22 protein-coding genes are annotated in these 24,856 nt (G+C 71.2%); 9 read left to right on the top strand and 13 right to left on the bottom strand.

The window, feature by feature from the left end; all coding sequences use genetic code 11:
* Position 1: 1 nt before the first annotated feature.
* Both RR49_RS07805 and RR49_RS07810 read right to left on the bottom strand, forming a co-directional pair.
* Positions 2-709 (bottom strand): response regulator, encoded by a 708-nt coding sequence (locus tag RR49_RS07805; RefSeq protein WP_048809082.1) that lies wholly within the window; start codon positions 707-709, stop codon positions 2-4.
* Positions 706-2,307, bottom strand: coding sequence for an ATP-binding protein (locus RR49_RS07810; RefSeq protein WP_052672026.1), 1,602 nt, complete (start codon positions 2,305-2,307; stop codon positions 706-708). The genes RR49_RS07805 and RR49_RS07810 overlap by 4 nt, the downstream gene beginning before the upstream one ends.
* A 183-nt stretch (positions 2,308-2,490) precedes the next feature.
* Here RR49_RS07810 and RR49_RS07815 point away from each other — a divergent pair, with 183 nt between their 5' ends.
* The 3 genes from RR49_RS07815 (at position 2,491) to RR49_RS07825 (ending at position 5,378) form a co-directional block, all read left to right on the top strand.
* Positions 2,491-3,333: an ABC transporter ATP-binding protein gene (locus RR49_RS07815; protein WP_045247509.1), complete on the top strand. Its 843-nt coding sequence runs from the start codon at positions 2,491-2,493 to the stop codon at positions 3,331-3,333.
* Positions 3,330-4,199 carry an ABC transporter permease gene (locus RR49_RS07820; RefSeq protein ID WP_045247510.1) on the top strand — a complete coding sequence of 290 codons (870 nt, stop codon included), beginning with the start codon at positions 3,330-3,332 and terminating at the stop codon, positions 4,197-4,199. The genes RR49_RS07815 and RR49_RS07820 overlap by 4 nt, the downstream gene beginning before the upstream one ends.
* Before the next feature lie 93 nt (positions 4,200-4,292).
* Positions 4,293-5,378, top strand: coding sequence for an ABC transporter substrate-binding protein (locus tag RR49_RS07825; protein WP_045247511.1), 1,086 nt, complete (start codon positions 4,293-4,295; stop codon positions 5,376-5,378).
* A gap of 59 nt (positions 5,379-5,437) precedes the next feature.
* Here RR49_RS07825 and RR49_RS07830 read toward each other — a convergent pair whose 3' ends face one another.
* From RR49_RS07830 to RR49_RS07840, 3 genes are read right to left on the bottom strand one after another with little or no spacing between them, the layout of a single operon-like run.
* Positions 5,438-6,034, bottom strand: coding sequence for an energy-coupling factor transporter transmembrane component T family protein (locus RR49_RS07830; protein WP_045247512.1), 597 nt, complete (start codon positions 6,032-6,034; stop codon positions 5,438-5,440).
* Entirely contained in the window at positions 6,028-6,723 is a 696-nt protein-coding gene (locus RR49_RS07835; RefSeq protein WP_045247513.1) for an energy-coupling factor ABC transporter ATP-binding protein, read from the bottom strand. The genes RR49_RS07830 and RR49_RS07835 overlap by 7 nt, the downstream gene beginning before the upstream one ends.
* Positions 6,724-6,730: 7 nt before the next feature.
* Positions 6,731-7,342, bottom strand: a complete 612-nt coding sequence (locus tag RR49_RS07840; RefSeq protein WP_045247514.1) for a biotin transporter BioY — start codon at positions 7,340-7,342, stop codon at positions 6,731-6,733.
* 65 nt (positions 7,343-7,407) lie between these two features.
* Between RR49_RS07840 and RR49_RS15430 the strand changes: the two genes are divergently transcribed.
* The gene (locus RR49_RS15430) at positions 7,408-8,067 is read left to right on the top strand and encodes a TetR family transcriptional regulator (protein WP_048809083.1); all 660 of its coding nucleotides are present in this window, start codon (positions 7,408-7,410) and stop codon (positions 8,065-8,067) included.
* A gap of 1 nt (position 8,068) precedes the next feature.
* On the opposite strand, the gene RR49_RS07850 is transcribed toward RR49_RS15430, so the two are convergent.
* Positions 8,069-9,769, bottom strand: a complete 1,701-nt coding sequence (locus RR49_RS07850; protein ID WP_045247515.1) for an AMP-binding protein — start codon at positions 9,767-9,769, stop codon at positions 8,069-8,071.
* A gap of 170 nt (positions 9,770-9,939) precedes the next feature.
* On the bottom strand, positions 9,940-11,097 hold the full coding sequence (locus RR49_RS07855) for a glycosyltransferase (protein ID WP_045247516.1): 1,158 nt from the start codon (positions 11,095-11,097) through the stop codon (positions 9,940-9,942).
* 163 nt (positions 11,098-11,260) lie between these two features.
* On the opposite strand from RR49_RS07855, the gene RR49_RS07860 reads away from it, so the two are divergent.
* The 3 genes from RR49_RS07860 (at position 11,261) to RR49_RS07870 (ending at position 14,974) form a co-directional block, all read left to right on the top strand.
* Positions 11,261-11,521, top strand: coding sequence for a glutaredoxin family protein (locus RR49_RS07860; RefSeq protein WP_045247517.1), 261 nt, complete (start codon positions 11,261-11,263; stop codon positions 11,519-11,521).
* 109 nt (positions 11,522-11,630) lie between these two features.
* On the top strand, positions 11,631-13,364 hold the full coding sequence (locus tag RR49_RS07865; protein WP_045247518.1) for an aldehyde dehydrogenase family protein: 1,734 nt from the start codon (positions 11,631-11,633) through the stop codon (positions 13,362-13,364).
* Positions 13,361-14,974, top strand: coding sequence for a GMC family oxidoreductase (locus RR49_RS07870; RefSeq protein WP_045247519.1), 1,614 nt, complete (start codon positions 13,361-13,363; stop codon positions 14,972-14,974). The genes RR49_RS07865 and RR49_RS07870 overlap by 4 nt, the downstream gene beginning before the upstream one ends.
* A 2-nt stretch (positions 14,975-14,976) precedes the next feature.
* Here the strand turns inward: RR49_RS07870 and pip are convergent, their stop codons facing one another.
* Complete coding sequence (pip, locus tag RR49_RS07875) at positions 14,977-15,954, bottom strand: prolyl aminopeptidase (RefSeq protein ID WP_045247574.1); 978 nt, start codon at positions 15,952-15,954, stop codon at positions 14,977-14,979.
* Positions 15,955-16,044: 90 nt separating this feature from the next.
* Between pip and RR49_RS07880 the strand changes: the two genes are divergently transcribed.
* Both RR49_RS07880 and RR49_RS07885 read left to right on the top strand, forming a co-directional pair.
* Positions 16,045-17,772, top strand: a complete 1,728-nt coding sequence (locus RR49_RS07880; RefSeq protein ID WP_045247520.1) for a cation:proton antiporter — start codon at positions 16,045-16,047, stop codon at positions 17,770-17,772.
* Between the two features lie 45 nt (positions 17,773-17,817).
* Positions 17,818-18,288 (top strand): recombinase family protein, encoded by a 471-nt coding sequence (locus RR49_RS07885; RefSeq protein WP_048809085.1) that lies wholly within the window; start codon positions 17,818-17,820, stop codon positions 18,286-18,288.
* 18 nt (positions 18,289-18,306) lie between these two features.
* Here RR49_RS07885 and RR49_RS07890 read toward each other — a convergent pair whose 3' ends face one another.
* The 5 genes from RR49_RS07890 to RR49_RS07910 all read right to left on the bottom strand — a co-directional run bounded on the left by RR49_RS07890 (position 18,307) and on the right by RR49_RS07910 (position 24,854).
* Positions 18,307-18,885, bottom strand: a complete 579-nt coding sequence (locus RR49_RS07890) for a DNA-3-methyladenine glycosylase I (RefSeq protein ID WP_045247521.1) — start codon at positions 18,883-18,885, stop codon at positions 18,307-18,309.
* Between the two features lie 34 nt (positions 18,886-18,919).
* The gene (locus tag RR49_RS07895; RefSeq protein WP_045247522.1) at positions 18,920-20,995 is read right to left on the bottom strand and encodes an acyl-CoA dehydrogenase family protein; all 2,076 of its coding nucleotides are present in this window, start codon (positions 20,993-20,995) and stop codon (positions 18,920-18,922) included.
* Between the two features lie 212 nt (positions 20,996-21,207).
* A complete protein-coding gene (gene recQ / locus RR49_RS07900; RefSeq protein WP_084603849.1) occupies positions 21,208-23,064 on the bottom strand; it encodes a DNA helicase RecQ in 1,857 nt (618 codons plus the stop codon).
* 195 nt (positions 23,065-23,259) lie between these two features.
* Entirely contained in the window at positions 23,260-23,595 is a 336-nt protein-coding gene (locus RR49_RS07905) for a putative quinol monooxygenase (protein WP_045247524.1), read from the bottom strand.
* The gene (locus RR49_RS07910; RefSeq protein ID WP_045247525.1) at positions 23,592-24,854 is read right to left on the bottom strand and encodes a four-carbon acid sugar kinase family protein; all 1,263 of its coding nucleotides are present in this window, start codon (positions 24,852-24,854) and stop codon (positions 23,592-23,594) included. Before RR49_RS07910 ends, RR49_RS07905 begins: the two co-directional genes overlap by 4 nt.
* Positions 24,855-24,856: the final 2 nt, after the last annotated feature.

Below are 24,856 nucleotides of genomic sequence, written 5' to 3' on the forward strand. Positions count from 1 at the left end.
CTCAGCGCACGAGTCGGGCCGCCGGGGTCGTGTACACGTGCTCGGGCCGCCCGGTGCTGCCGTAGCGGAGGGTGAGCACGATGTGGCCCGACTGCTCGAGTTGCGAGAGGTAGCGCTGGGCCGTCGCGCGTGAGATGCCCGCCTCGGCGGCGACCTGCGCGGCGGATGCCCCGTCGACGCCGCTGTGCGCGATGCGGTCGAACACGAGCTTCACGGTCGGAGCCATCGAGGGCACCCGCGGCCTGACGGCCGGCTCGGGCGGTCGCAGCGCCCCGAACAGCCGATCGATGTCGTCCTGCGTCGACTCCTCGGGAAGCGCCGCGATCTCCCCCAGCGTGCGCTGGAAGGCGATGAGTCGCTCGACGAGCGCTGCGAACCCGAACGGCTTGCTGATGTAGTGCACCGCCCCCAGTCGCAGAGCTGTGCGGATCGACTCGACGTCCTTCGCCGCCGACACGACGATCACCGACGGCGCGTGAGCCTCGGCGGCGAGGTCGCGCACCACGTCGAGGCCGTCGCCGTCAGGCAGGTAGATGTCCATCAGCACGAGATGCGGACGCTTCTCGTCGATCACGCGCCGCGCCTCGGCGGCGCTGTGGGCCATGCCGACCACGCGGAACCCGGGGACGCGATCGACGAACCCCGCGTGCACCGTCGCGACGCGGTAGTCGTCGTCGACGACCACGACCTCGATCACCGCCTCGCTCATCCGCCCACCTCCGCAGCCACTGCGGTCGGCAGGGTCACGGTGAAGCGCGTTCCGCCGTCGACCTCGACCTCGACCGTGCCCCCGATGCGGGTGACCGCGTTCATCACGAGCGCGAGCCCGAGCCCGCCGTGCGTGGAGTGCGCCGAGCGTTTCGTGGTGAACCCGCGGTCGAACACCTGCGGACGCTCCGACTCGGGGATGCCGATGCCGTTGTCGGCCACCGAGACCTCGATCGCGACCGGCGACTCGACGATGCGCACCTCCACGAACCGCGGCGCCGCGACGGGCATCAGCGCGTCGAAGGCGTTGTCGATCATGTTGCCGAGCACGGTCGTCAGGGCCTGCACGTGTCGGGCGTCGGCGTCGAGGTGCGAGTCGGGGGCGATGACGAGCTCGACGCCGCGCTCGCTCGCCTCGGCGGCCTTGCCGAGCAGCAGTCCGACGATCTGCGGCACCGCGATGCGCGACCTCACGGATTCGTCGAAATCGGCCGACGTGCCCCGTAGCTCGTTGAGGTACGACAGCGCATCCACGGGACGATCGAGCTCGAGCAGGCCCGCGATCGCGTGCAGACGATTGGTGAACTCGTGCTGCTGGGCACGCAGCGACTCCGTCAGACTGCGCTGCCCGTCGAGCTCGCGCGCGAGCCCCTCGAGGTCGGTGCGGTCCCGCAGGGTGATGACCGTGCCATGCGGCTTGCCGCGCAACACCACGGGCATGCGGTTCACGACCAGGCACAGCTCGCTGGTCACGAACAGTTCATCGACCCCGACCGACGGATCGATGAGGATGTCGCGCAGCTCCCCCGCAGCGACCACCTCGACAAGCGGCCGGCCGGCCGCGGCATCCGGAAGATTCAACAGCCGGCGCGCGGCGTCGTTCACGACGCTGATGCGGCCCGCCGGGTCGAGCGCGAGCACCCCCTCGCGGATGCCGTGCAGCGTCGCCTCGCGCTCCTGCAGCAGCCGGGCGATCTCATCGAGCTCGAGTCCGAAGGTGCGCTTCTTCATGCGGCGCGCGACGAACCACGACGCCACCGCACCGAACAGCAGCGCCACGGCGAACCACAGCCCGTAGGACGGCAGCTCCCGCACGAGCTCGCTCGACACGGAGCTCTCCTGGATGCCCACCGACACCTCGCCGATGACGACGTCGGCCGGGCTGAACAGCGGCACCCGCGCGTTCGCGGTGAGACCCTGCGATCCCGAGTTGATGCCCAGATGAACCTGACCGTCCGCAGCCATCACCGGCTCGCTCACCCGCTGCCCCACCAGTGACGGGTCGGGGTGGGAGTGTCGGATTCCCTGCATGTCGATCAGCACCACGTACGACGCGCCCGTCGAGGACATCGTCGCTGTCGCGTACTCCTGCAGCTGGCCGGCGCACGCCGCAGCCGCCCCGGGCACCATGCACTGCTGCACCATCGGCACGCTCGCGACCGTCTGCGCGATCGCGGCCGCCCGCGCCTCGAAATCGCGATCGAGATTGGCGCGCACCGTCTGCGTGAGCAGCAAGAACCCGAACGCCATCGAGGCGGTGAGGATCACCACCTGGGCCAACAGGATCTGGCTCGAGATCTTCCGCATGCGCCGTCGCACCCAGTGATTGTGAGTCCTCGACGCACCGATGGCAAGGCGCACCGGTGCGCGAAACGCGCAGAAGCCGCGCAACGGGCACAACGAGACGAACCCGCAGAACCGCGACGCCGCGGCATCCGCTCTCGCACGATGGGTCCACTCCTCCCCGGAGGTTCCCGCTCACCAAGACAGAGAGGTCTTGCCATGGACGACACCCCCTCGCGCGGCCCCGGCCATCGCGACGACGGCGCGCGCATCGACATCGTCGGACTCACCAAGCGCTTCCTCACCCCGAAGGGCGAGGCGTTCACCGCGATCCGCGACGTGTCGCTCACCGTCGAACCCGGCCAGTTCTGCGCCATCGTCGGACCGACAGGATGCGGCAAGTCGACGACCCTCGGACAGGTGTCCGGTCTCGACAAGCCGAGCGCCGGGCACGTGTCGGTCGGCGGCACGCGGGTCGACGGCATCACCGACGGCGTCAGCTTCATGTTCCAGGCCGACTCGCTCTTCCCCTGGAAGACCGTGCTCGACAACGTGAAGATCGGGCCCGTGCTCAAGGGCATGCCGCGGGCACAGGCGACGGTGCTCGCGCGCGACTGGATCCGACGTGTCGGCCTCGCCGGCTTCGAGGACCGCTACCCGCACCAGCTCTCCGGCGGCATGCGCAAGCGCGTCGCGATGGCGGCCGCCCTGATCAACAACCCGCGCATCCTCCTGATGGACGAGCCGTTCGGCGCCCTCGACGTGCAGACCAAGGCGATCATGCAGACCGAGCTGCTGGCGCTGTGGGAGGAGTACCGGCCCTCGGTGCTGTTCATCACACACGACCTCGATGAGGCCGTCGCCCTGGCGGACCGCGTGGTGATCATGACCACGAGTCCCGGCACCGTCAAGGACGTGTTCGACATCGACCTGCCCCGACCCCGCGGCGACGTGCAGGAGATCCGCCACGAGGCGCGGTTCCTCGAGCTGCAGGGCCAGATCTGGCAGTCGCTGCGCGACGAGGTCACTCGCGCGTACGCACGGACGGCGGATGCGGCATGACCGCCGTGAGCCTGCCGGGCGCCGCCGCCGCATCCGAGACGAGCATCCAATCCGCCGCGCGCGCCAGCCGGCGCCGCCGCATCGCCTGGGTGTGGATCGGACGGATCCTGCTCGCCGTCGTGGTCATCGGCGGCTGGCAGCTGTTCACCGAGCTCGGCTGGGTCGATCCGTTCTTCTTCGGCCAGCCGAGCGGCATCTGGGACAGCCTGGTGCGGCTGTTCACCGTCGGAACGGCGTTCGGCTCGATCTGGGAGAACCTCTGGGTCACGGTGCAGGAAGCCCTCTACGGCTTCGCGCTGGGCACCGTCGTGGGCGTCATCCTCGGCATCCTGCTGGGGACGAACCGCTACCTGTCGGCGGTGTTCGGCCCGTACATCAAGGTGCTCAACTCGATCCCCCGCATCGTTCTCGGCTCGATCTTCATCGTCGCGTTCGGCCTCGGGATCTTCCCGAAGGTGCTGCTGGCGGCGGTGCTCGTCTTCTTCGCGGTGTTCTTCAATGCGTTCCAGGGCGTGCGCGAGGTCGACCAGAACCTCGTCTCCAACGTGCGCGTGCTCGGGGCGACCCCGCTGCAGGTCGCGCGGCACGTCACCATCCCGTCGGCGATGACCTGGATCATCGCGAGCCTGCACACCGCGTTCGGGTTCGCCATCATCGGCGCCCTCGTCGCGGAGGTGCTCGGGGCGCAGAAGGGCATCGGCCTGATCATCAGCCAGGCCCAGGGCAACTTCGACCCGAACACCGTGTTCGCCTGCATGGCGATCATCGCCGTGTTCACCCTCGTCGCCGAGTACCTCATCACGCTGCTCGAGCATGCGGTGCTCAAGTGGCGTCCCCCCGTGCGGTCCGAGGCGCAGAGCATCTGACCGCGGCATCCGCCCCCTGATCGTCGACCCCGTCGACACCCTGCGGCGTGCTCCCGGGCCCGCCCTGCATCACATCCACAGAAAGGCATTTCAATGAAGAAACGCGCACTGCTCGCCATGGCCGCCGTCGGCCTCGCGACCCTCTCGCTCGCCGGCTGCGCCGGCAGCGGATCGACCACCGCGAGCGCCGGATCGACCGACCTCCCGACCGTGAAAATCATGGTCGGCGGCATCGACAAGCAGATCTACCTCCCCTACCAGCTCGCGCAGAGCCTCGGCTTCTACCAGAAGTACGGCGTGAACGTCGAGCTGTCCACCGAGCAGCAAGGCGGCGTCGGCGCCGAGGACGCCATGGCCTCCGGCCAGGTCGACTTCGCCGGCGCGTGGTACATCCACACCGTCGACTTCCAGTCGAAGGGCAAGAACGTCATCAACGTGGTGCAGCTGTCGGGCGCCCCCGGTGAGCGCGAGATGTGCAGTTCGAAGAGCGGCGTCACCTCCGCGGCCGACTTCAAGGGCAAGACCCTCGGCGTCACCGACCTCGGGTCGGGCACCGACGAGCTCACCCAGTTCATCGCCGCCCAGGCCGGAGTCGCCCACAACGACTACACGACCCTCGCGGTCGGCGCAGGCTCCACGGCCATCGCGGCGATCCAGCGAGGCTCGGCGGACTGCGTGATGACGACCCAGCCGACCGTCGGCGCACTCGAGTCGAAGAACCTCGCCTCGACCGCGATCGACCTCGCGACGACGGCCGGCGCCCAGAAGGCGCTCGGCGGTGCGTGGCCGGCGGCGGGCCTGCTCGGCCGCGCCGACTGGGTCGCCGCCCACCAGGACGAGACGCAGAAGGTCGTCGACGCGCTCGTCGCGACGATGCACTGGATCGACACCCACACCGCGACGGACATCGCCAACGCGCTGCCTGCCGACTTCGTGCAGAACAGCACCATCACGAAGGACCAGTACATCGCCGGCCTCACGACCGACAAGGGGCAATTCCTTCCCGACGGAATCATGCCCGCCGGTGGCCCGAAGACGATCTTCGCGATGGAGAAGCTGATCGGCGTCGACACGTCGAAGGTCACAATCTCCGACACGTTCACCAACAGCTACGCCGAAGCGGCGAACAAGCTCGAGGGAACCGCGGTGACCACGACGCCGGCGGGAGCCGACGGCTGAGCACGGTCAGGACGGCGGGGGTCCCGGTCTCGGGGCCCCCGTCGTCGTGACGTCACCGGTCAGCCGACCCCGCGGGCCGCGAGCGCCTCGCCGAGCCGGTCGGCGTGCTGCAGCGCGAGCACCACGTACGGCACGGTGAAGGCGCGGGGCGTCGCCCGAGCACCGCGGGCGCGCAGCGTCTCGCGCACCTCGCCGGCGAGGGAGGCCAGCACGGGGATGGTCGCGAAGGTGACGACGAGCAGCAGCGCCGTCCGCTCGGGATCGATCCGCACGAACCGCAGCGGCGCGAGCCCCACCTCGAGCGCGCCGAGCAGCGCCGTCACGCGGGTCGTGAGTGCGAGAACGGATGCCGCCGCCACCGCCGCGAGCACGCGCACGGTGTTGATGACCGCGGGCTCGATGCCGAGGAAGATGACCTGTCCGATCAGGCTCACGACCGCGAGCCACCGCAGCGCCCAGAGCTGGCGGCCGAGCTGCGGCATCCCGAGTCCGCCGATGAGGAACAGGGCGACCGGCGCCAGCACCGCGGGCGCGAGCGCCCACCACGCCGTCGGAAGCAGCGAGATCGCCAGCACCACCACGAGCACCAGCACGATCTTGACGCCCGGCCGGGCGCGGTGCAGCAGGCCGTCACCGTCGACGTAGAGGCTCAGCACGGGGCATCCGCCACGATCGCGTCGTAGCGGGCGATGACCTCGGCGGGAGGCCCGACCTCGATCAGGCGCCCTCCGTCAAAGAGCACGGCCGTCTCGCAGCGCGCGGCGAGCGCGAGGTCGTGCGTGACGAGCAGCAGCCGATGCCCGGCCGCCTCGAAGAGGTGGTCGGCGACGCGACGCGCGTTGCGGGCGTCGAGCATTCCCGTCGGCTCGTCGGCGATCACCAGGTCGGGCCGCCGCACGAACGCGCCGCACACGGCGAGCAGCTGCTTCTGACCGCTCGAGAGCTCGTGCGCCGCGCGGTCGGCGAGCGGCGCCAGCCCGAACCGGTCGAGTGCCGCATCGACCCGTTCCGCAGCCTCGGCGCGCGGGAGACGCAGCGAACGCAGCGAGAACTCGACGTCCTCGCGCACGGTGGGCATGACGATCTGCGCGTCCGGGTTCGAGAACACGAACGCCACCCGGCGTCGCAACTCGGCGGCGTCGCGCCGGGGATCGAGTCCGAGCACGTCGAGTGAGCCGGATGTCGCGGCCCCGAGGCCTCCCACGAGCCGGGCGAACGTCGACTTGCCCGAGCCGTTCGCCCCGAGGACGGCGACCGTGCGGGCGTCGAGGTGCAGCGAGACATCCACCAGCACCTCGACGGCGCCCGCGACGACGCCGACGTTCTCGAGTCGGATGCCGGTCATGCTCCGATCATGCCTGGCCGTCGGCGATCACGGGCACCGCCGTGGTCGCAGGCGCCGGGCGCGGCGCGAGCCGGAAGGCGCGCGGGTACGCACGCCAGAGGGTGAGCACCACGACCGTCGCGATGGCGACCTTGATGAGGTCACCGGGGATGAACGCGATCGACGAGATGGCCGCGGCATCCAGCGGAATGCGCACGATCAGGGCGACGAACGGGACGCCCACCGCGTAGATCGCGACGATGCCGCCGAGCAGCAGGCCCGCGATCGTGGTGGTCCAATGGATGCGGCCGCCGATGCGCACGACGAGTCCGATGACGATCGCCCCGAGGATCCAGCCGAGCATGTAGCCGACGGTCGGGCCCACGAAGACGGCGAAGCCGCCGCGGCCACCGGCGAGGAGCGGGAGGCCCACGGCGACGAGCGCGAGCAGCACGGTCACCGAGAGCGCGCCGAGCCACGGCCCGAGGATCGCGCCCGCGAGCATGACGCCGAGCGTCTGCGGGGTGATCGGCACGGGACCGATGTTGATGCTGCCCGGCAGGCCGAGCACGGCGATGAGGGCGGCGAAGACGGCGACGCGGGCGAGGTCTGTCGCGTCGATGCGACGGGTGGCGGCCATGGGGATCCTTCGGGACGGGTTACCTGAACACTGTTCACCTGAACGGCGTTCAGTATAGTGACATCGTGCCCGCCGACTCCGCCCCGAGACGTCACACCCGTGACGGCGTCGCCCTGGCCGCCCTCGCGATCCTCGACGAGTGGGGCCTCGCCGACCTCACCATGCGCCGGCTCGCCACCTCCCTCGACGTGCAGCCGAGCGCCCTCTACTGGCACTTCCCCAACAAGCAGAGCCTGCTCGCCGACCTCGCCGACCTCATCGTCGCGCGCGTGCGACCGGTCGCGGTGACGGATGCCGCGTGGCCCGAGCCCGTGCGCGCCGAAGCCGCCGCGCTCCGCGACGCCCTGCTCGCCTACCGCGACGGCGCGGAGCTCGTCGCCTCGACCCTCGCGCTCGGGCTCGGGGGCGAGGCATCCGTCACCCGGCTCGCCGACGCGATCGCCGGCGGCGGGTTCGACGCCGCGACCTCCCGGCGCGCCGCGGTCGCCCTGCTGCACTTCGTGCTCGGGCAGGTCGGATACGAGCAGCAGCGCCTGCAGTTCGACAGTCTCGGGGTCGTGCCCGCCGGCAGCGCCCTCGACGACACCCCGCCGCACGAGGCGTTCGCATTCGGGGTCGACCTGTTCGTCACGGGCCTCGGCGCGCCCCACCTCGGCACGCACAACGCCCGGCCCGCGCCGACCGGGCGCGGAACGGATGCCGCGGGCCGCCGGCCGCGCGCCTGACTCAGTCCTTCAGACCCGGGAAGTCCTGCTCGCGGAACTCCGTCGTGATGCGCGTTCCCTCGTGCTCCTGCTCGCGCTCGCGCAGCTCCACGCGGCGGATCTTGCCGGAGATCGTCTTCGGCAGCTCGAAGAACTCCACCCGGCGCACGCGCATGAACGGCGGCATGTGCGTGCGCGCGTGCGCGAGGATGCTCCGCGCCGTCTCGGCGTCGGGCTCGGCGCCCTTCGCGAGGGCCACGTACGCCTTCACGACGTTGAGACGAAGCGCGTCGGGCGCGCCGACGACACCAGCCTCGGCAACCGCCGGGTGCTCGAGCAGGATGCTCTCCACCTCGAACGGCGACACCTTGAAGTCGCTCGCCTTGAACACATCGTCGGTGCGGCCGACGAAGGTCAGGAACCCGTCGGCGTCCCGGGTCGCGACATCGCTCGTGTGGTAGTAGCCGTCGTGCTCGACCTTCGCCGTGCGGTCGGGCTCGCCGACGTAGCCGGTCATGAGGTTCAGCGGCCGGTGGGGCTCGAGCGGCAGGCAGATCTCGCCCTCGTCGGCGACCTCACCCGTGATCGGGTCGACCAGCACGATGTCGACGCCCGGCAGCGGATGCCCCATCGAGCCGGGCTTGAGCGGCACGCCCGGCGTGTTGCCGATCACCGCGGTCAGCTCGGTCTGACCGTAGCCGTCGCGGATCTGGATGCCCCACCACCGCTCGATCGTCTGGATGACCTCGGGGTTGAGCGGCTCGCCCGCCGACAGCAGCTCGCGCAGACCCGCGGGACGCTTCTCGAGGTCGGCCTGGATGAGCATGCGCCACACCGTCGGCGGGGCGCAGAAGGTGTTCACCCCGTGCCGGTCGAGCTGGTCGACGAGGGCCGCCGCATCGAACCGCTTGTAGTTGAAGACGAAGATGGATGCCTCGGCGATCCACGGCGCGAAGAACAGGCTCCACGCGTGCTTTCCCCAACCGGGGGCGCTGATGGTCATGTGCACGTCGCCCGGGCGCACGCCGATCCAGAACGTCGTGCTGAGGTGGCCGACCGGGTACGACACGTGCGTGTGCTCGACGATCTTCGGCCGCGAGGTCGTGCCGCTCGTGAAATAGACGATGGCAGGGTCGGTCGAGTCGGTGACGACACCCGGCGGGGTGGGGGCGGCATCCGTCGACGCGGCGAAATCGAGCCAGCCGTCACGGTGCTCGCCCACGTTCACCCGCACGAGGTCGAGGTCGAACTCGTCGAACTTCGCCGCGTCGACGTGGTCGGCGATGACGACCCGCACGTTCGCGCGCTCGAGGCGCTCAGCAAGATCGGCGGAGCCGAGCACGACCGACGTCGGCAGGATCACGGCGCCGAGCTTCAGGATCGCGAGCATCGCCTCCCACAGCTCCACCCGGTTGTCGAGCATGAGCATGACGGCGTCGCCGCGGCGCACGCCCGCGGCCGTCAGCCAGTTCGCCACCTGGTTCGATCGCACGCGCAACTGCTCGAACGTGCGGGTCGCCTCGGTGCCGTCCTCCTCGACCACGCGCAGGGCGACGCGGTCGTTGCCCTCGGCGATGCCGTCGAACCAGTCGACCGCGAAGTTGAAGTGCTCGCCGACGTCGGGCCAGCGGAACTCGGCGTGAGCGGCGACCGGGTCGGATCCGCGGGCGAGCAGAAAGTCACGGGCATCGCGGAATGCGGCACCGGCGGGCGAGAGGGTCATGGTTCCCCTTCGGGCTGGAACTCGGATGCCGCGCCGACGCGGCCCTCCCGCGGCGCCGCGGGCGCGGCTCAGTCTAGGCCGCGGCCCTATGCCCAGCCGGGAACCCGGCGCGCCCGCGGATAGACTGCGGGCGACAAGCGCGAGCGGTCGGCTGACACCGACCGGGCGGCTTAGACCTCGCTGGTCGCGACGGGCTTGGTGTCGAGCTCGTCGATGACGCCGGTGCGCGGCGCGACGGCCGTCGCGGGCGCGGCGGCGACGCGGCGCGGCGCGTAGACCACGAACTTGTGGAACGCGAAGCGCACGAAGAACGCGACGACGAGGGTGATCGCGGTGGCCATGACACTCGAGATGTGCAGCGCCTCGACCATGATCGGCAGGATCGCGATGCGCACCGCGGCCTCGGCGTTGTTGAAGCCGAACGACTTCACGAAGCGCGACCAGATGGCCGACGCCTGCTCCTTCATGTCGTGGAAGACGAACCGCTCCTGCAGCACGAAGTTGCCGATGATCGTCACCTCGGCCGAGATGATCGCGGCGACCATGTAGTTCACGCCGGTGTGCACCAGCATCCACATGATGACGACGTTCGCGACCGCGCCGAGCGCACCGATCACGGCGAACAGCGACATGCGGCCGAACCGCAGCGCGAACAGCTGGGTGAGGAAGCTCAGTCCCTGCGCGAGGGACGCCTTCGACTCGCCGGCGTGACGCGACTGGAACGAGAAGGGGATCTCGGCGACCCGCAGCGACTCGCGCGCCAGGATCTCGAGCAGGATCTTGAAGCCGCGCGGCTTCAGGTCGTTGACGTCGAACGCAGTGCGGTCGACGAGGAAGAAGCCGGTCATCGGGTCGGTGACGTTCTTGAGCTTCTTCGGGAACAGCGCCTTGGTGAGGTTGGTCGAGGCCTGCGACACGAACACGCGGAGGGCGTTCGACAGGCCGCCGTTCTCGCCGTTCTCCGTGTAGCGCGAGGCCACCACGACATCGACGTCGCCGCGGGCGTGGCGGGCGACCAGGTTCACGATGTCCTCGGGCGGATGCTGCAGGTCACCGTCCATCACGATGCAGACGTCGGCGTGCGCGGCCTGAAGGCCCGCCACGACCGCGCCGGAGAGTCCGCCCACCGAGTCCTCGCGGTGCAGCATGCGCACCGGGATCGGGGCGGTCTCGGCGACCTGCTCGATGACGCGCGGGGTGTCGTCGGTGGAGTCATCGACGAAGAGGATCTCGAGGTCGAGAGAAGGGGTCGCGGCAGCGACCCGGCGAACGAGCTCGGCGACGTTGGGAGCCTCGTTGTAGGTCGGGACGACGACAGTCACCTGCATGGCATTCGCCTCCGTGTAGCGAGGAAGTGACGTCGACCAGCGACGCCGACCACCATGCTGGCATGCCGCACCCTATGATTTGCCCGGAATGTGGAGAACCATGGGGGTCGGATAGCCAAATCGTAATCAAGCCGAGACCTATAATCCGCCCTACGCTGGAGTCATGACCATCGACTCCACCACCATCACCATGTACGGCGCGGAGTGGTGCCGCGACTGCCGGCGCACGAAGTCCCAGCTCGATGAGCTCGGCGTCGCGTACGACTACGTCGACGTCGAGGCCGAGCCCGCCGCGGCCGACATCGCGCGCGAGATCTCGGGCCGCACGAACATCCCCGTCGTCGTCTACCCCGACGCGACCTTCCACGTCGAGCCGAGCAACGCCGACGTCGAGGCGAAGCTCACCGAGCTCGCCCTCATCTGAGTGATCGGATGCCGCGGCACCGAGTCGCGGCATCCCTGACACTCGATGCCATGGTGCTCCGGGCGCGACATCCCTATGCTGAGGGCGTCCGCACGCGAAGGAGAGTGCCATGACATCGACCCCCGCGTCACCCCCCAGCGCGATCGATGAGACCGTCCGGACCGAGATCGATCATGCGATCGCGGCCCTGCACGCGGGATCCCGCGTCTGGACCCAGTTCTCGCTCGCGCAGCGCGCGACCCTGCTGAGGCGCGTGCGCGCCGCGGTCGGCGCCGTCGCCCGGGAGTGGGCCGAGACCGCCGCGCGCTCGAAGGGCCTGCACGTCGGGCATCCGCTGGTCGGCGAGGAGTGGCTCTCGGGCCCCTACGCCGTGCTGACCGGGCTCGACGGCTACATCGAGAGCCTCGAGGCACTCGCCGCCGGCCGCAGCCCCATCGAGAAACTGTTCGTCGACGACGGCCCGGGCGGGCGCACCCGCGTACACACGTTCCCCTCGCACGCCGTCGACCACGTGCTGCTCTCTGGCTTCACCGGCGAGGTCTGGCTCGAGCCGGGTGTCACCCCGCAGGACGCCACCGCCACCGCGGGCCTCGCGCAGCGGCATCCGACCGAGCCCGGCGGCGTGGGACTCGTGCTCGGCGCCGGCAACATCACCTCGATCCCGGTGCTCGACGTGCTCTACGAGCTGCTCGCGTTCTCACGGGTGTCGATCCTCAAGGTGAACCCCACGCAGGACGCCCTCGTGCCGATCTTCGAGCGCGCGCTCGCGGCGCTCATCGAGCCGGGATTCCTGCGCATCGTGCGGGGCGCGGGTGACGTCGGCGCCTACCTCACCGCCCACGAGGGCGTCGACCACGTGCACATCACCGGGTCCGCGGTGACCTTCGACGCGATCGTGTGGGGGCAGGGCGAGGATGCCGCGTCCCGCCGCCGCGCCGACGACCCGCGCCTGGCCCACCCCATCACCGCCGAGCTCGGCGGGGTCTCCCCGATCATCGTCGTTCCCGGCGAATGGTCGGACGCCGATCTGCGCTACCAGGCGGAGCACGTCGTCACGATGCGCCTCCACAACAGCGGCCACAACTGCATCGCGGGGCAGGTGGTGCTGCTCGCGGCATCCTGGCCCCAGAAGGACGCCTTCCTGCAGGCGCTCCGCGAGGCCTACGGCCGAGCGCCCGCGCGGCCGGTCTGGTACCCGAACTCGGCGGCGAAGCTGTCGGCCGCCGAGAGCGACTACCCCGACGCGCAGCACTGCGGCGACGAGCGCCTGCTGATCGAGGCCGGCGATGCGGATGCCGCCACCGCCCTCGAGACGACGGAGTACTTCTCCCCCGTGCTCGGCGTCGTCGAGCTGCCCGGCGAGGGGCGGGAGTTCCTGCGGGCGGCGGTCGCCCACGCGAACGACCGGCTCGCGGGCACGCTCGGCGCGAACGTGCTCATCGACCCGGTCACCGAGTCGACGCTCGGTGCGGCCTTCGACGAGGAGATCGCGGCGCTGCGCTACGGCGGCATCGCGATCAACGCGTGGACGGGCGTGCTCTTCGCCACGCCGGCCCTCTCGTGGGGCGCGTTCCCCGGCCACACCGTCGCCGACGTCGGCAGCGGTCTCGGTGTCGTGCACAACACCTTCCTGGTCGACCGCATCGAGCGCTCGGTGCTGCGGGGGCCGTTCCGCCCCGCGCCGCGATCGCTCGGGCGCAGCCGGTTCACGATCCTGCCGAAGCCGCCCTGGTTCGTGACCTCGCGCACGGGCACGGCCGTGAGCGAGGGCCTCACCCGCTACCGCGCAACCGGCAGCCCGATCACCCTCGTGACGACCCTGACGAAGGCGCTCGGATCATGAGCGCGCGCCTGCCGGAGGCCGCCGACTACATCGTCGTCGGGGCCGGGTCGGCGGGCGCGGCCGTCGCCGCCCGCCTCAGCGAGGATCCGTCGGTCTCGGTGCTGCTGCTCGAGGCGGGCCCGGTGGATCGGCACCTCTACATCCACGTGCCCGCCGCATTCTCGAAGCTGTTCCGCGGACGGTACGACTGGAACTACGACACCGTGCCGCAGCCCGGGCTCGAGGGGCGCACCGTGTTCTGGCCGCGCGGCAAGACGCTCGGCGGCTCGTCGTCGCTGAACGCGATGATGTGGATCCGCGGGTTCGCCGCCGACTACGACGAATGGGCCGAGAGTGCCGGCGACCGCTGGTCGTGGGAGCACCTCGCCCCCTACTTCCGCCGCGTCGAGCGCACCGACCTCGCCCACGACCCGTCGCTCGGCACCATCGGACCGCAGTGGGTCGAGCGTCAGAGCAGCCCGCAGCCCCACACCGCCGCGTTCCTCGACGCCGCACGGGAGCTGGGCTACCCGGTGACCCTCGCGAACGACCCGCACGACCAGGGCTTCTCCGAGACGATGCTCACCACGCACCGCGGGCGACGCGCCTCCACGGCCGACACCTACCTGCGCCCCGCCGCCCGGCGCCGCAACCTGCGGGTGGTCACCGGCGCGCACGCGCGGCGCGTGATCGTGCGGGACGGACGTGCGGTCGGTGTCGAGCTGTCGGTGCGGGGCGGCATCCGTCGTGTCATCGTCCGCCGCGAGGTCGTGCTGTCGGGCGGATCGGTCAACACCCCGCAGCTGCTCATGCTCTCGGGCATCGGGCCCGCCGACCACCTGCGCGACCACGGCATCGACACCGTCGTCGACGCACCCGAGGTCGGCGCCAACCTGCAGGACCACCTCGTCGCCGGCCTCGCGCCAGAGGCGACCGGACGCACCCTGTTCCACGGCGAGGAGCTCGCCCCGACTCTGCAGTGGCTCACCCGCCACCGCGGCATGCTGACCTCCAACGTCGCCGAGGGCTACGGCTTCGTGCGCACCGGCGTCGCCGACCGCACGCAGGCGCCCGCGGGCCTCCCCGACATCGAGATCATCTTCGCCGCCGCGCCCTACGTCGGGGAGGGCCTCGTTCCACTCCCGGGCGACGGCATCACGGTCGGCGCGATCCTGTTGCGACCCCGCAGTCGCGGCACGGTGACCCTCGCCTCCGCCGACCCGCTCGCCAAAGCCGTCATCGACCCGCGCTACCTCAGCGACCCCGACGGCCTCGACGCCGACACCCTCTCGGCGGGCCTGCGCGTCTGCGATGCGCTCGTCGGCACCCAGGCGCTCGGCGCCGTGACCACCGGGCGCTGGATCCAGCCCGAGAACGGCGAGAACCTCACCGTCGAGCAGCGGGTGGCCAGCTCCCTGCGCGCGTACTCCCACACGCTGTACCACCCGGTGGGCACCGCGCGCATGGGCGCGGATGCGGCATCCGTCGTGGATCCCGAGCTGCGCGTGCGCGGCGTCGACGGCCTGCGGGTCGCGGATGCCTCGGTGATGCCCGTCATCATCCGCGGCCACACCAACGCCCCGGCGATCGTGATCGGCGAGGTCGCCGCCGACCTCATCGCCGGGCGCTGAGCTCAGTCCGCCGCGAAGGCGTCGGTCGCCTCGCGCAGCGCCCGGGCGATGCCCGGCTCGCTCGCGGCATGTCCCGCGTCGTCCACGACGATGAAGCGCGCCTCGGGCAGCGCCTGCGACAGGTCCCACGCGGTCATCAGCGGCGTGCAGACGTCGTAGCGGCCCTGCACGATGACGGTCGGGATGTCGCGCAGCCGCCCGGCGTCCTCGATGAGCTGCCCCTCGCGGAACCAGCCCTCGTGCACGAAGTAGTGGTTCTCGATGCGCGCGAACGCGACGGCGTGCTCCTGCCGGGACATCCCGGTCACCGTGTCGGCGTCGGGCCGGAGGGTGATCGTCGAGGCCTCCCACGTCGTCCACGCCAGCGCTGCCGGCACGTGCACCGCCGGATCGGGGTCGAACAGCCGCCGGTGGTACGCCTCGATCAGCCGGGACCGCTCGAGCACCGGGATCGGCGCGAGGAACCCTTGCCAGAGGTCGGGGAAGAGCGCGCTCGCCCCGCCCTCGTAGAACCACTCCAGCTCGTGGCGGCGGAGGGTGAAGATGCCGCGCAGCACGAGCTCGCTGACAGCCTCCGGATGCGCCTCGGCGTACGCCAGGGCGAGCGCGCTGCCCCACGAGCCGCCGAAGACCTGCCACCGGTCGATGCCGAGGTTGCGGCGCAGCAGCTCGATGTCGGCCACCAGGTGCCACGTCGTGTTGTAGGCGAGGTCGGCACCCGGCTCGCTCGCGTGCGGGGTGCTGCGGCCGCATCCGCGCTGGTCGAGCAGCACGATGCGGTAGCGCTCGGGGTCGAAGAAGCGGCGGTGCCAGGCGGACGTGCCGCCCCCGGGGCCGCCGTGAAGGAAGACGACCGGTTTGCCCTCGGGATTGCCGCTCTGCTCCCAGAAGACCCGGTTGCCGTCGCCCACGAGCAGCATGCCGGTCTCGTACGGCTCGATCGGCGGATAGAGCACGTCGTCGAGTTGGCTGACCGTCATCCCCTCACGGTACTCGCGGGTCTGCCGCAGGCCGAGGAGGCCGCCCGACACGCCTCCACGGTGGGCCGGGCGGAACGATAGGGTCCGGGTGTGGAAGGACTGTGGTTCGTCGTCGCAGGAGTCATCGTCGTCGCGGTCGTGACAGCGTTCGGCCGCCGTCACAACGTCGCCGGGCCCATCATCCTCGTCGCGATCGGACTGCTCTGCTCACTGCTGCCGTTCATCCCCGACCTGCCACGGGTCGACCCCGAATGGATCCTCGTCGGCGTGCTTCCGCCCCTGCTCTACTCCTCGGCGGTGGCCCTGCCGGCGATCGAGTTCCGCCGCGACATCCGCCCCATCGCGGGACTGTCGGTGCTGCTCGTCGTGCTCAGCTCCGTCGCCCTCGGGGTCGTGTTCACCTGGGTGATCCCGGGGCTCAGCCTGCCGCTGGGCATCGCGCTCGGCGCGATCCTCAGTCCTACCGACGCCGTCGCCACCTCGGTCGTCAAGCGGCTCGGCATCGCCCCCCGCGTGACCACGATCCTCGCGGGCGAGAGCCTGCTCAACGACGCCACCGCGCTCGTGATCCTGCGCACGGCGATCGCGGCGATCGCGGGCGGCTTCTCCCTCGGCGAGGCGATGATCTCCTTCGTGTGGGCGGTGCTCGGCGCCGTCATCGTGGGTGTCATCGTCGGTTGGGTGAACCTTCGGGTGCGGGCGCGCATCGGGAGCTCGGCCGCCAACACCGCCATCGGCTTCGTCGTCCCCTTCGTCGCCTACCTTCCCGCCGAGGCCGTCGGCGCCTCGGGTCTCGTCGCTGCGGTCGTGACCGGCATCATCACCAGCCAAGGCGCGGCGAAGTGGTTCACGCCCGAGCAGCGCATGTCGGACGAACTGAACTGGCGCACGATCGAGCTCGTGCTCGAGGGCGGCGTCTTCCTCGTGATGGGGCTCGAACTCAGCGACGTCGTCAACCGCAACTTCGAGGAGTACGAGGGCCTCTGGCACGGCGCCTGGCTGGCGCTCTCGGCGCTCGGCATCATGCTGGGGCTGCGCGCGGCCTATGTGGCGTTCCTGCTCTGGCGCATGCGCTCCCGCGCCCGTCGATACGCACGGCTCGACCTGTCGACCTACAGCGCGAAGCTGAAGGGCATCGCCGACGGCACCATTCCCGAGGAGCACCGCGGCCAGGCCGATCGGCTCCGCCGTGACGAGGAGCGCGTGCGGCGCCGCTTCGCCGGTCTCAGCGCCGATGCCGACTACTACGCATCGTCACCGCTCGGCTGGAAGCAGGGCACGATCATCACCTGGGCGGGCATGCGCGGCGTCGTCACGCTGGCCGCCGCCCAGACGCTTCCGACCACCGGCATCGACCACCGCTCGCTGCTGATCTTCGTGGCGTTCCTCGTGGCCGTCTTCAGCCTCTTCGGTCAGGGTTTCACCCTCGCGAGCGTCGTGCGCGCCCTCCGCATCCCGCCCGCGAGCGATGACGACGCGGCGAGCGACGAGCACCTGCGCCTCGACGCGGAACTGGGCGCCGCCGCCGCGACCGCTCTCGCCGACCCCACACTCACCCGCGCCGACGGCACCGCCTTCAGCGAGGGCATGGCGGCGAACGTCGGCACCCGCATGACCGAACCGCGCGACGAGGTGCTCACCGGACGCATGCGCGAGATCCTCGAGCTGCGCATCGTCATCATCGAGGCGATGCGCGACCGACTCGTCGAGATCTCCACCCACGGCGGCTACTCGACCTCGACCCTCCGACGCGCCCTCGCCGAACTCGACGCCGACCAGATCAGCCTCGAACTGCGGCTCGACGACGGCGACGACTGAGCCGCGCACATCCGCGCCGACTAGAGTTCGAGCGGAGGTGAGGCCATGAGCGAGACGGATGCCCCGTCCCCCCGCCCGTCCGCGGGCGGCGACGCCCTGACGAGCCCGGTGCACCTTCCCCACGCCGCCGCCGACTGCCCGAAGTGCTTCACCGAGCTGCAGGCCGACCGGGACTGGTGGCGGGCCCGTCCCGCCGGGTCGCGGCTCGTCGGACTCGTCGTCGCCCGCGACGACATGCCGTCGGTCGTGCAGCAGCGGGACGACCTCACCCGCTTCGGCGTGCCGATCGACGGCTTCCGCCACCCCGCCCCCGAGACGCTGGAGTCGTGGGAGCAGCGGCTCGTACGCCTGTTCGGCACCCTGTCGGCGGGCGACGTGGTCGTCGTCGCCAGCATCCACGCCCTCGGCCGCAGCATCGACGAGGAGACCCGCACGGTCGCCGAACTGCGCCGTCGCGGTGTGGTCATCAAGGTGCTCAGCCACGAGGGACGCCACCTGTTCGACGCCGGACGCTGAGCCGCGGCATCCGCCCCGTCAGGCGGCGCGCCAGCACCCCTCGACGTGATCATCGACCAGCCCCGCCGACTGCATCAGCGCGTACATCGTCGTCGGCCCCACGAACCGGAACCCGCGTCGGCGCAGCTCACGGCTGAGCGCCGTGGACTCCGCCGTCGACGCGGGCAGGTCGCCGTAGGACGCGGCCCGCGGCGCACCGCTCGGCGTCGGGGCGAACGACCAGATCAGCGTGTCGAGCTCGCCGTCGGCGAGCGCCGCCACGAGGGTGGCGTTGCCGATCGTCGCCTCGATCTTCGCGCGGTTGCGCACGATGCCGGCATCAGCCATGAGCCGTTCGATGTCGGCGTCGCCGAACGCCGCGACCGTCACGGGCTCGAAGCCGGCGAACACCTCGCGGAACCGCGGGCGCTTGCGCAGGATCGTGATCCACGACAGCCCCGCCTGGAAGCCCTCGAGGCTCAGCTTCTCGAACAGGGCACGATCGCCGTGCAGCGGCACGCCCCACTCCTCGTCGTGGTAGCGGCGGTACTCCGCATCGCTGCCCGCCCACGCGCAGCGCGCGAGGCCGTCGTCATCGAGTTGGATGCCGCTGCTCATCCCGCCACGCTAGCGGCGGGATGAGACATCCGGGTCAGCGCTTCTTCTTGCCGAGCGACTTCTCGGTGACCGGGGCGACGCCCGACGCGGCGAGGTCGCGGTAGTACGCGCGGGCCTCGTCCTGGCGAGCCCGCTCGGCGCCCGACGCGATGGGCGCACGCACGTGCTCGGGCTCGAAGCCCCATGCGTCGACGAGGTCCTGCGCGTGGTGGCGCAACCGCGCGCACAGGCGGTCGATGTACTTGCTCACCGACGCGGCACGGTGGGTCGAGAGGCGCCCATGGATCAGGTACCAGGCGAGGTTCTTCTCGATGAGCTGCAGGCCGAACAGGTCGCGCAGCCAGGTGAGCACCTGACGCGAGTCCTCGTCATCGATGAGCGCGAGGCCGTCGGTGAAGGCCTCCCACTGCAGCAGCTCCGCGTGTGCGCGGGCGGCGGCGATGAGGTCGGCCTGGTTGTCGCTGAACAGCTCGGCGGCGGCCGTCGCATCGAGCTTCGCGGCGGGACGCAGGCGGGTGGCGACATCCGTCACCATCTGCTGCACGCGGCCCGCGAGCAGCTCATGCTGACGCTCGCCGCGAAGGCCGTACTCGACCGACCGGGCGGTGGAGCCGGCGTCGACGAACGCCTGGCCGATCTGCCGCAGGCCCGCACCGTGGAACGCGCGCCCGGCCACCTGGCCCACCGCGTACCGGGCGAGCTTGGCGGCATCCGCGCCCTTGAACTGCGTCGCGAAGTCGGTGAGCAGGCGCTTACCGACCAGCTGCAGCAGGATGTTGTTGTCGCCCTCGAAGGTGACGTAGACGTCGAGGTCGGCGTGGAGTCCGACGAGCCGGTTCTCGGCGAGGAAGCCGGCGCCGCCGCAGGCCTCTCGCGCCTCCTGGATCGTCTCGAGGGCGTTCCAGGTGGACAGCGGCTTCAGCGCCGCCGCGAGGGTCTCGAGGTCCTCCCGCTCCTGCGGGGTGTCGGTGCGGCCGCTGAAGACGCCGTCGAACTTCTTGAGGAACTCGTCGTGCGCGAACGCCTGCGCGTACACCGTCGCGATGCGGGGGATCAGGCGACGGCGGTGCTTGCCGTAGTCGAAGAGAGTCAGCTCGCCCTCGGGGGTGCCGCCGTCGAACTGGCGTCGCTGGTTCGCGTAGGTGACGGCGATCTTCAGCGCGAGCGCCGTGCCGGTGGTCGCGGCGCCGTCGAGCGAGATGCGGCCCTGCACCAGCGCGCCGAGCATCGTGAAGAAGCGGCGGCCGGGGCTCGGGATGTCGCTGGAGTACGTACCGTCGGCAGCGACGTCGCCGTACCGGTTCAGCAGGTTCTCGCGCGGCACCCGCACCTGGTCGAAGTGGAGGCGACCGTTGTCGATGCCGTTGAGACCGCCCTTGACGCCGTCGTCCTCTCCGCCGACACCGGGGAGGAACGCGCCCGCCTCGTCGCGGATGGGCACGAAGAAGCAGTGCACCCCGTAGTTCACGCCGCCCGTGATGAGCTGCGCGAACACGGTCGCCGCCCGCCCGTGCACCGCGGCGTTCCCGAGGTAGTCCTTCCACGCCCCACGGAACGGCGTGTGGATCACGAACTCCGCCGTCTCGACGTCATAGGTCGCGGTCGTGCCGATGGCCGCGACATCCGACCCGTGACCGGTCTCGGTCATCGCGAACGCACCCGGCAGCTTCAGCTCGCGCACGTCGTCGAGCCACAGGTCGTGGTGCTTCTTGGTGCCGAGCTGCTGGATGGCCGCCCCGAACAGACCCCACTGCACGCCCGCCTTGATCTGCAGGCTGGGGTCGGCGAGCACGAGCTCCTCGAAGCCGGCGATGTTCGCACCGTTGTCGGCACGGCCGCCGTACTCGGTCGGGTAGGCGACCCCCGACACGCCGGCATCGACGAGCAGCTGCAGCTGCCCGAACACGCGCTCACGGTGATCGTGGATGGTGAGCCCGTCGACCTTCCAGAAGGCGGAGTCCTTGATCATCTGACGCGCCTGCCGGCGCACGTCGGCCCAGGTGCCGAGCAGGGCGGCGCCGACGGCGGCCTGATCGATGCGGGGCTCGGCGGCGTGCGATGCGCGCTCGGGCTCAGGGGTGGAGACGGGACGGACGGCAGTGTCGACCATGACGTACCTCTCGACGAGGGGATCGGGGATTCGATCCGACGGTAGAAGCGGCACAACTCATGCTCAAGTCGATGGTGGGATTCCTACAGTCGCGCCGGGCACCGTCGGCGCGCCGGGTTGTGCGGCGCCGACAGCGGGGCGGCGCGGTCGGGTCAGGGGTCCGGCGCTGCAGTCGAGCCAGGGGTCCGGCGCTGCTTGTCCGGCGCCGCGCGTCAGCCGCCGTGCGCGGCGACGACCGCGAGCACGGCGTCGCCGTAGGCCTCGCGCTTCTTCGCCCCGATGCCCGTGATGCCGTCGAGCTCGTCGGCGGCGGCCGGCCGGTGCTCGGCGAGGGCACGCAGGGTCGCGTCGCCGAACACGACGTACGCGGGCACCCCCTGCTCGCGCGCGGTCTGGGCACGCCACTCCCTCAGCGCCTCGAACAGCGGCCGATCGGATGCGTCGAGGGCGTCGGATGCCGCGGCCTTCCGCACCCGCGTCGACCCGCCCGCGCGGCCGAGCACATCCCGCCGCAGCGGCACGGGAGTCTCGCCGCGCAGCACACCGCCGGCCGCCTCGCCGAGCCCGAGCGTACCGTACTCGCCCTGGGCGATCAGCACCTCGCGGGCGAGCAGCTGCCGTACGACGCTGCGCCAGTCCTGGTCGGAGAGATCGCTGCCGATGCCGAACGTCGCGAGCTCGTCGTGCCGCAGCTGGGTGATGCGCGCGGTGCGGGCGCCGCGCAGGATGTCGATCAGCTGCCCGGCGCCGTACGCCTGCCCGCGCTCGCGCTGCAGCCGCACGATGGTCGACAGCAGCTTCTGTGCGGGCACGAGGCCGTCGAACGTGTCGGGCGGGGTGAGGCAGGTGTCGCAGTTTCCGCACGGCGCCGAGGTCTCGCCGAAGTAGCCGAGCAGGTTCTGGCGGCGGCATCCGACCGTCTCGCACAGGGCCAGCATGGCGTCGAGGTGCTGCTGCAGGCGACGTCGATGTGCCAGGTCGCCCTCGGACTGCTCGATCAGCCGCCGCTGCTGCACGACGTCGGCGAGCCCGTAGGCCATCCAGGCGACGGATGCCTCGCCGTCACGGCCCGCGCGACCGGTCTCCTGGTAGTAGCCCTCGACCGATTTGGGCAGGTCGACGTGGGCGACGAACCGCACGTCGGGCTTGTCGATTCCCATGCCGAAAGCGATCGTCGCGACCATCACGACGCCCTCGTCGCGCAGGAACCGGGACTGGTTCGCCGCCCGCACCGAGACGTCGAGACCCGCGTGATAGGGGAGCGCATCGAGACCCTGACCGCGCAGGTACTCGGCGATCTGCTCGACGCTCTTTCGACTGAGCGCGTAGACGATGCCGGCCGAGCCCTCGGGCTGCGAGCGGATGAAGCCGAGCAGCTGACGACGCGCGTCGGTCTTCGGCTCGATGCGGTACTGGATGTTCGGCCGGTCGAAGCTGGCCACGAAGTGACGCGCGTCGTCGAGACGCAGGCGACGCCCGATCTCGGCGTGCGTCTCGCGGGTCGCGGTGGCCGTGAGCGCCATGCGCGGCACTCCGGGGAAGTCGTCGACGAGGTCGCCGAGCACCAGGTAGTCGGGACGGAAGTCGTGACCCCACTGCGAGACGCAGTGGGCCTCGTCGATCGCGATCACGCTCAGCGAGCCGCGCCGCAGGAGCGCGCGCGTGTCGGGCACGTTCAGCCGCTCGGGCGCGACGTAGAGCAGGTCGAGCTCGCCCGCGAGGTACTCGCGCTCGACACGGGCACGCTCGGGACCGCTGAGGGTGGAGTTGAGGTACTCGGCTCGCACGCCGTTGGCACGCAGCGCCTCGACCTGGTCGTGCATGAGGGCGATGAGCGGGCTCACGACGAGCCCCGTGCCCGGACGCACGAGCGCCGGAACCTGGTAGGTCACGCTCTTCCCGCCGCCGGTCGGCATGAGCACGATCGCGTCGCCGCCCGCGACGACATGGGCGACGATGTCGGCCTGGTCGCCGCGGAACGCGCCGTAGCCGTAGACCTCGTGCAGCACCGTGAGCGGGTCGGCGCCGTCGAAGCTGCGCCGGGGCGCGGATGCCGCGGCATCCGTCATCTCGCCGACGGGTGCCGATGCCGGCGCATCGAGCACGTCGGGCGGCGGCGCCCAGTCCTCCGGCGGCGGCGCCCAGTCATCGAGCGGCTCGAGCCCGTCGTACTCGTCGAAGGCGGGGGCGGGCGTGCTCACCCCTCCAGGGTAACGAGGACGCCGGACGCCCGGAGGCCGGCCCCGCCCTGCGGGGACGACCGGCTACTCCCCCGCGCCGTGGAGGAGTCCGCGCTCGGCGTCCCCGGCGGGGATCGGGGTCATGACGGTCACGACGACGGGCGCCGCGAGGTGCTCGGCGATGTCGGCGTTCAGACGCGCGATCGCCGCACCCGTCGCATGGGCCTCGAGGTCGGCCGCGCTCGCCCACTTCTCGAGCATGGTGATCGTGCCGTCCGCCGCGTCGTGGATGGCGTAGAGGAGGCATCCGCTCTCGGCGTGGGTGAGGGCGATGCCCGCGGCCATGGCCTCCACGAGCTGCTGCGTCGCGCCCTCGCGGGGGTGGAAGACGGCGGTGACGACGACCGGAGCAGCGCTCATCGCACGACCTCCGTCTCGGGGGCGCCGACGGCACGCAGCACGTCGATGAGGGTCTCCGGCCCGCCGACGTTGCCCGGCACGACGACGTAAAGGCGGTCGCGGCCGTCGCGGCCCGTCACCTGCCACACCGAGACTCCGGGGAGCACCTGGCCGAGAACGAGAGCGGATGTCGCGCCGATGCCGCTCGAGGCGACCTCGGCAGAGGTGATGCCGCCCTTCGCGACGACGACGTCGGCATCGCCGAGCAGATCGGCGACGGCCGTCGTCAGCGCGGTCATGACGCTCTCGCCGTGCGCGAGCGTGCCGTGGGACGCCGAGCGCTCGCGGGCCGTGGTGACATAGCCGAAGCCCGCTCCGGCCAGCCGCTCGCGTTCGACGGATGCCGCGCGATGCCCCTCGGCGACCGGGTCGGCAAGGGCCGCCGCCGTGTCGAGCACCGTCGGGTCGCCCCAACGCTCCTCGACGAGGGCGAGCTGTCGGGTCGCGCCGTGGGTGTGGGAGCCGCACGCGAGCAGCACGCGGCGCGGATCTGCGACGAGCGGCGACGGGAGGAGGCCGACGCTGGACACATCGGCGATCGCCGCGGCGAGGGGCGAGGCGGAGCGCACGACGACGCCCGCACCCGCCGCCCACGCGGCGTCCAGGGCCGCCGCGATCGCCGCGATGTCCGCGGCATCCACCGCGTCGGGAACGATGACCGTGCCCGGCGCGGCATCCAGGATGACCTGCACCAGGCCTCCGGAGCGCACCGACTCGAGGGGCACCGACACCGCGCGACGGCCCGAGGCCTCCCGGACATAGTCGACCATCACCGCGGTGCGGAACGGGAACACCGGGTCATCGGCGTACTCGGTCTCGTGCGCGGGCACGTCAACCCCGTCGATGCGCACGTAGTGCACGCCGCCGCGCGTCGTGCGGCCCCCCTCGGGGAACGCGGGCGCGAACACGATCACATCGTCGTCCGCCAGCAGCTCGGCCGTCTCGGCGAACACGTGGCCGCGCAGGGTCGAGTCGCCGCGCAGCACGAAGCGCACCTCGTCACCGAGCTCGGCCGCCACGTCGAGCGCGAGGCCGCGGATGCGCTGCACGAGCGCGACCGCGGCCGCCTCGTCGAGCGCGCGCGAGTTGGTCTGCACGTACACGCTGTCGCGCTCGGCCAGCGCACGGCCGAGGGCCTCACGGTCGAGCTGGAGCAGCACGAGCGCCCCGGTCGCCGACTGCGTGCCGGTGGGATCGTCGTCGAGGATGATCGTCTTCACTG

The organism is Microbacterium ginsengisoli, assembly GCF_000956535.1.
Taxonomy (GTDB): domain Bacteria; phylum Actinomycetota; class Actinomycetes; order Actinomycetales; family Microbacteriaceae; genus Microbacterium; species Microbacterium ginsengisoli.

Coding starts and splice junctions, on each gene's coding strand:
- pip (WP_045247574.1), bottom strand. CDS start 15,954: ATGACGGTCAGCCAACTCGACGACGTGCTCTATCCGCCGATCGAGCCG.
- RR49_RS07895 (WP_045247522.1), bottom strand. CDS start 20,995: ATGGTCGACACTGCCGTCCGTCCCGTCTCCACCCCTGAGCCCGAGCGC.
- RR49_RS07885 (WP_048809085.1), top strand. CDS start 17,818: ATGAGCGAGACGGATGCCCCGTCCCCCCGCCCGTCCGCGGGCGGCGAC.
- recQ (WP_084603849.1), bottom strand. CDS start 23,064: ATGACGGATGCCGCGGCATCCGCGCCCCGGCGCAGCTTCGACGGCGCC.
- RR49_RS07840 (WP_045247514.1), bottom strand. CDS start 7,342: ATGGCCGCCACCCGTCGCATCGACGCGACAGACCTCGCCCGCGTCGCC.
- RR49_RS07865 (WP_045247518.1), top strand. CDS start 11,631: ATGACATCGACCCCCGCGTCACCCCCCAGCGCGATCGATGAGACCGTC.
- RR49_RS07860 (WP_045247517.1), top strand. CDS start 11,261: ATGACCATCGACTCCACCACCATCACCATGTACGGCGCGGAGTGGTGC.
- RR49_RS07825 (WP_045247511.1), top strand. CDS start 4,293: ATGAAGAAACGCGCACTGCTCGCCATGGCCGCCGTCGGCCTCGCGACC.
- RR49_RS07890 (WP_045247521.1), bottom strand. CDS start 18,885: ATGAGCAGCGGCATCCAACTCGATGACGACGGCCTCGCGCGCTGCGCG.
- RR49_RS07850 (WP_045247515.1), bottom strand. CDS start 9,769: ATGACCCTCTCGCCCGCCGGTGCCGCATTCCGCGATGCCCGTGACTTT.
- RR49_RS07820 (WP_045247510.1), top strand. CDS start 3,330: ATGACCGCCGTGAGCCTGCCGGGCGCCGCCGCCGCATCCGAGACGAGC.
- RR49_RS07855 (WP_045247516.1), bottom strand. CDS start 11,097: ATGCAGGTGACTGTCGTCGTCCCGACCTACAACGAGGCTCCCAACGTC.
- RR49_RS07870 (WP_045247519.1), top strand. CDS start 13,361: ATGAGCGCGCGCCTGCCGGAGGCCGCCGACTACATCGTCGTCGGGGCC.
- RR49_RS07815 (WP_045247509.1), top strand. CDS start 2,491: ATGGACGACACCCCCTCGCGCGGCCCCGGCCATCGCGACGACGGCGCG.
- RR49_RS07835 (WP_045247513.1), bottom strand. CDS start 6,723: ATGACCGGCATCCGACTCGAGAACGTCGGCGTCGTCGCGGGCGCCGTC.
- RR49_RS07905 (WP_045247524.1), bottom strand. CDS start 23,595: ATGAGCGCTGCTCCGGTCGTCGTCACCGCCGTCTTCCACCCCCGCGAG.
- RR49_RS07805 (WP_048809082.1), bottom strand. CDS start 709: ATGAGCGAGGCGGTGATCGAGGTCGTGGTCGTCGACGACGACTACCGC.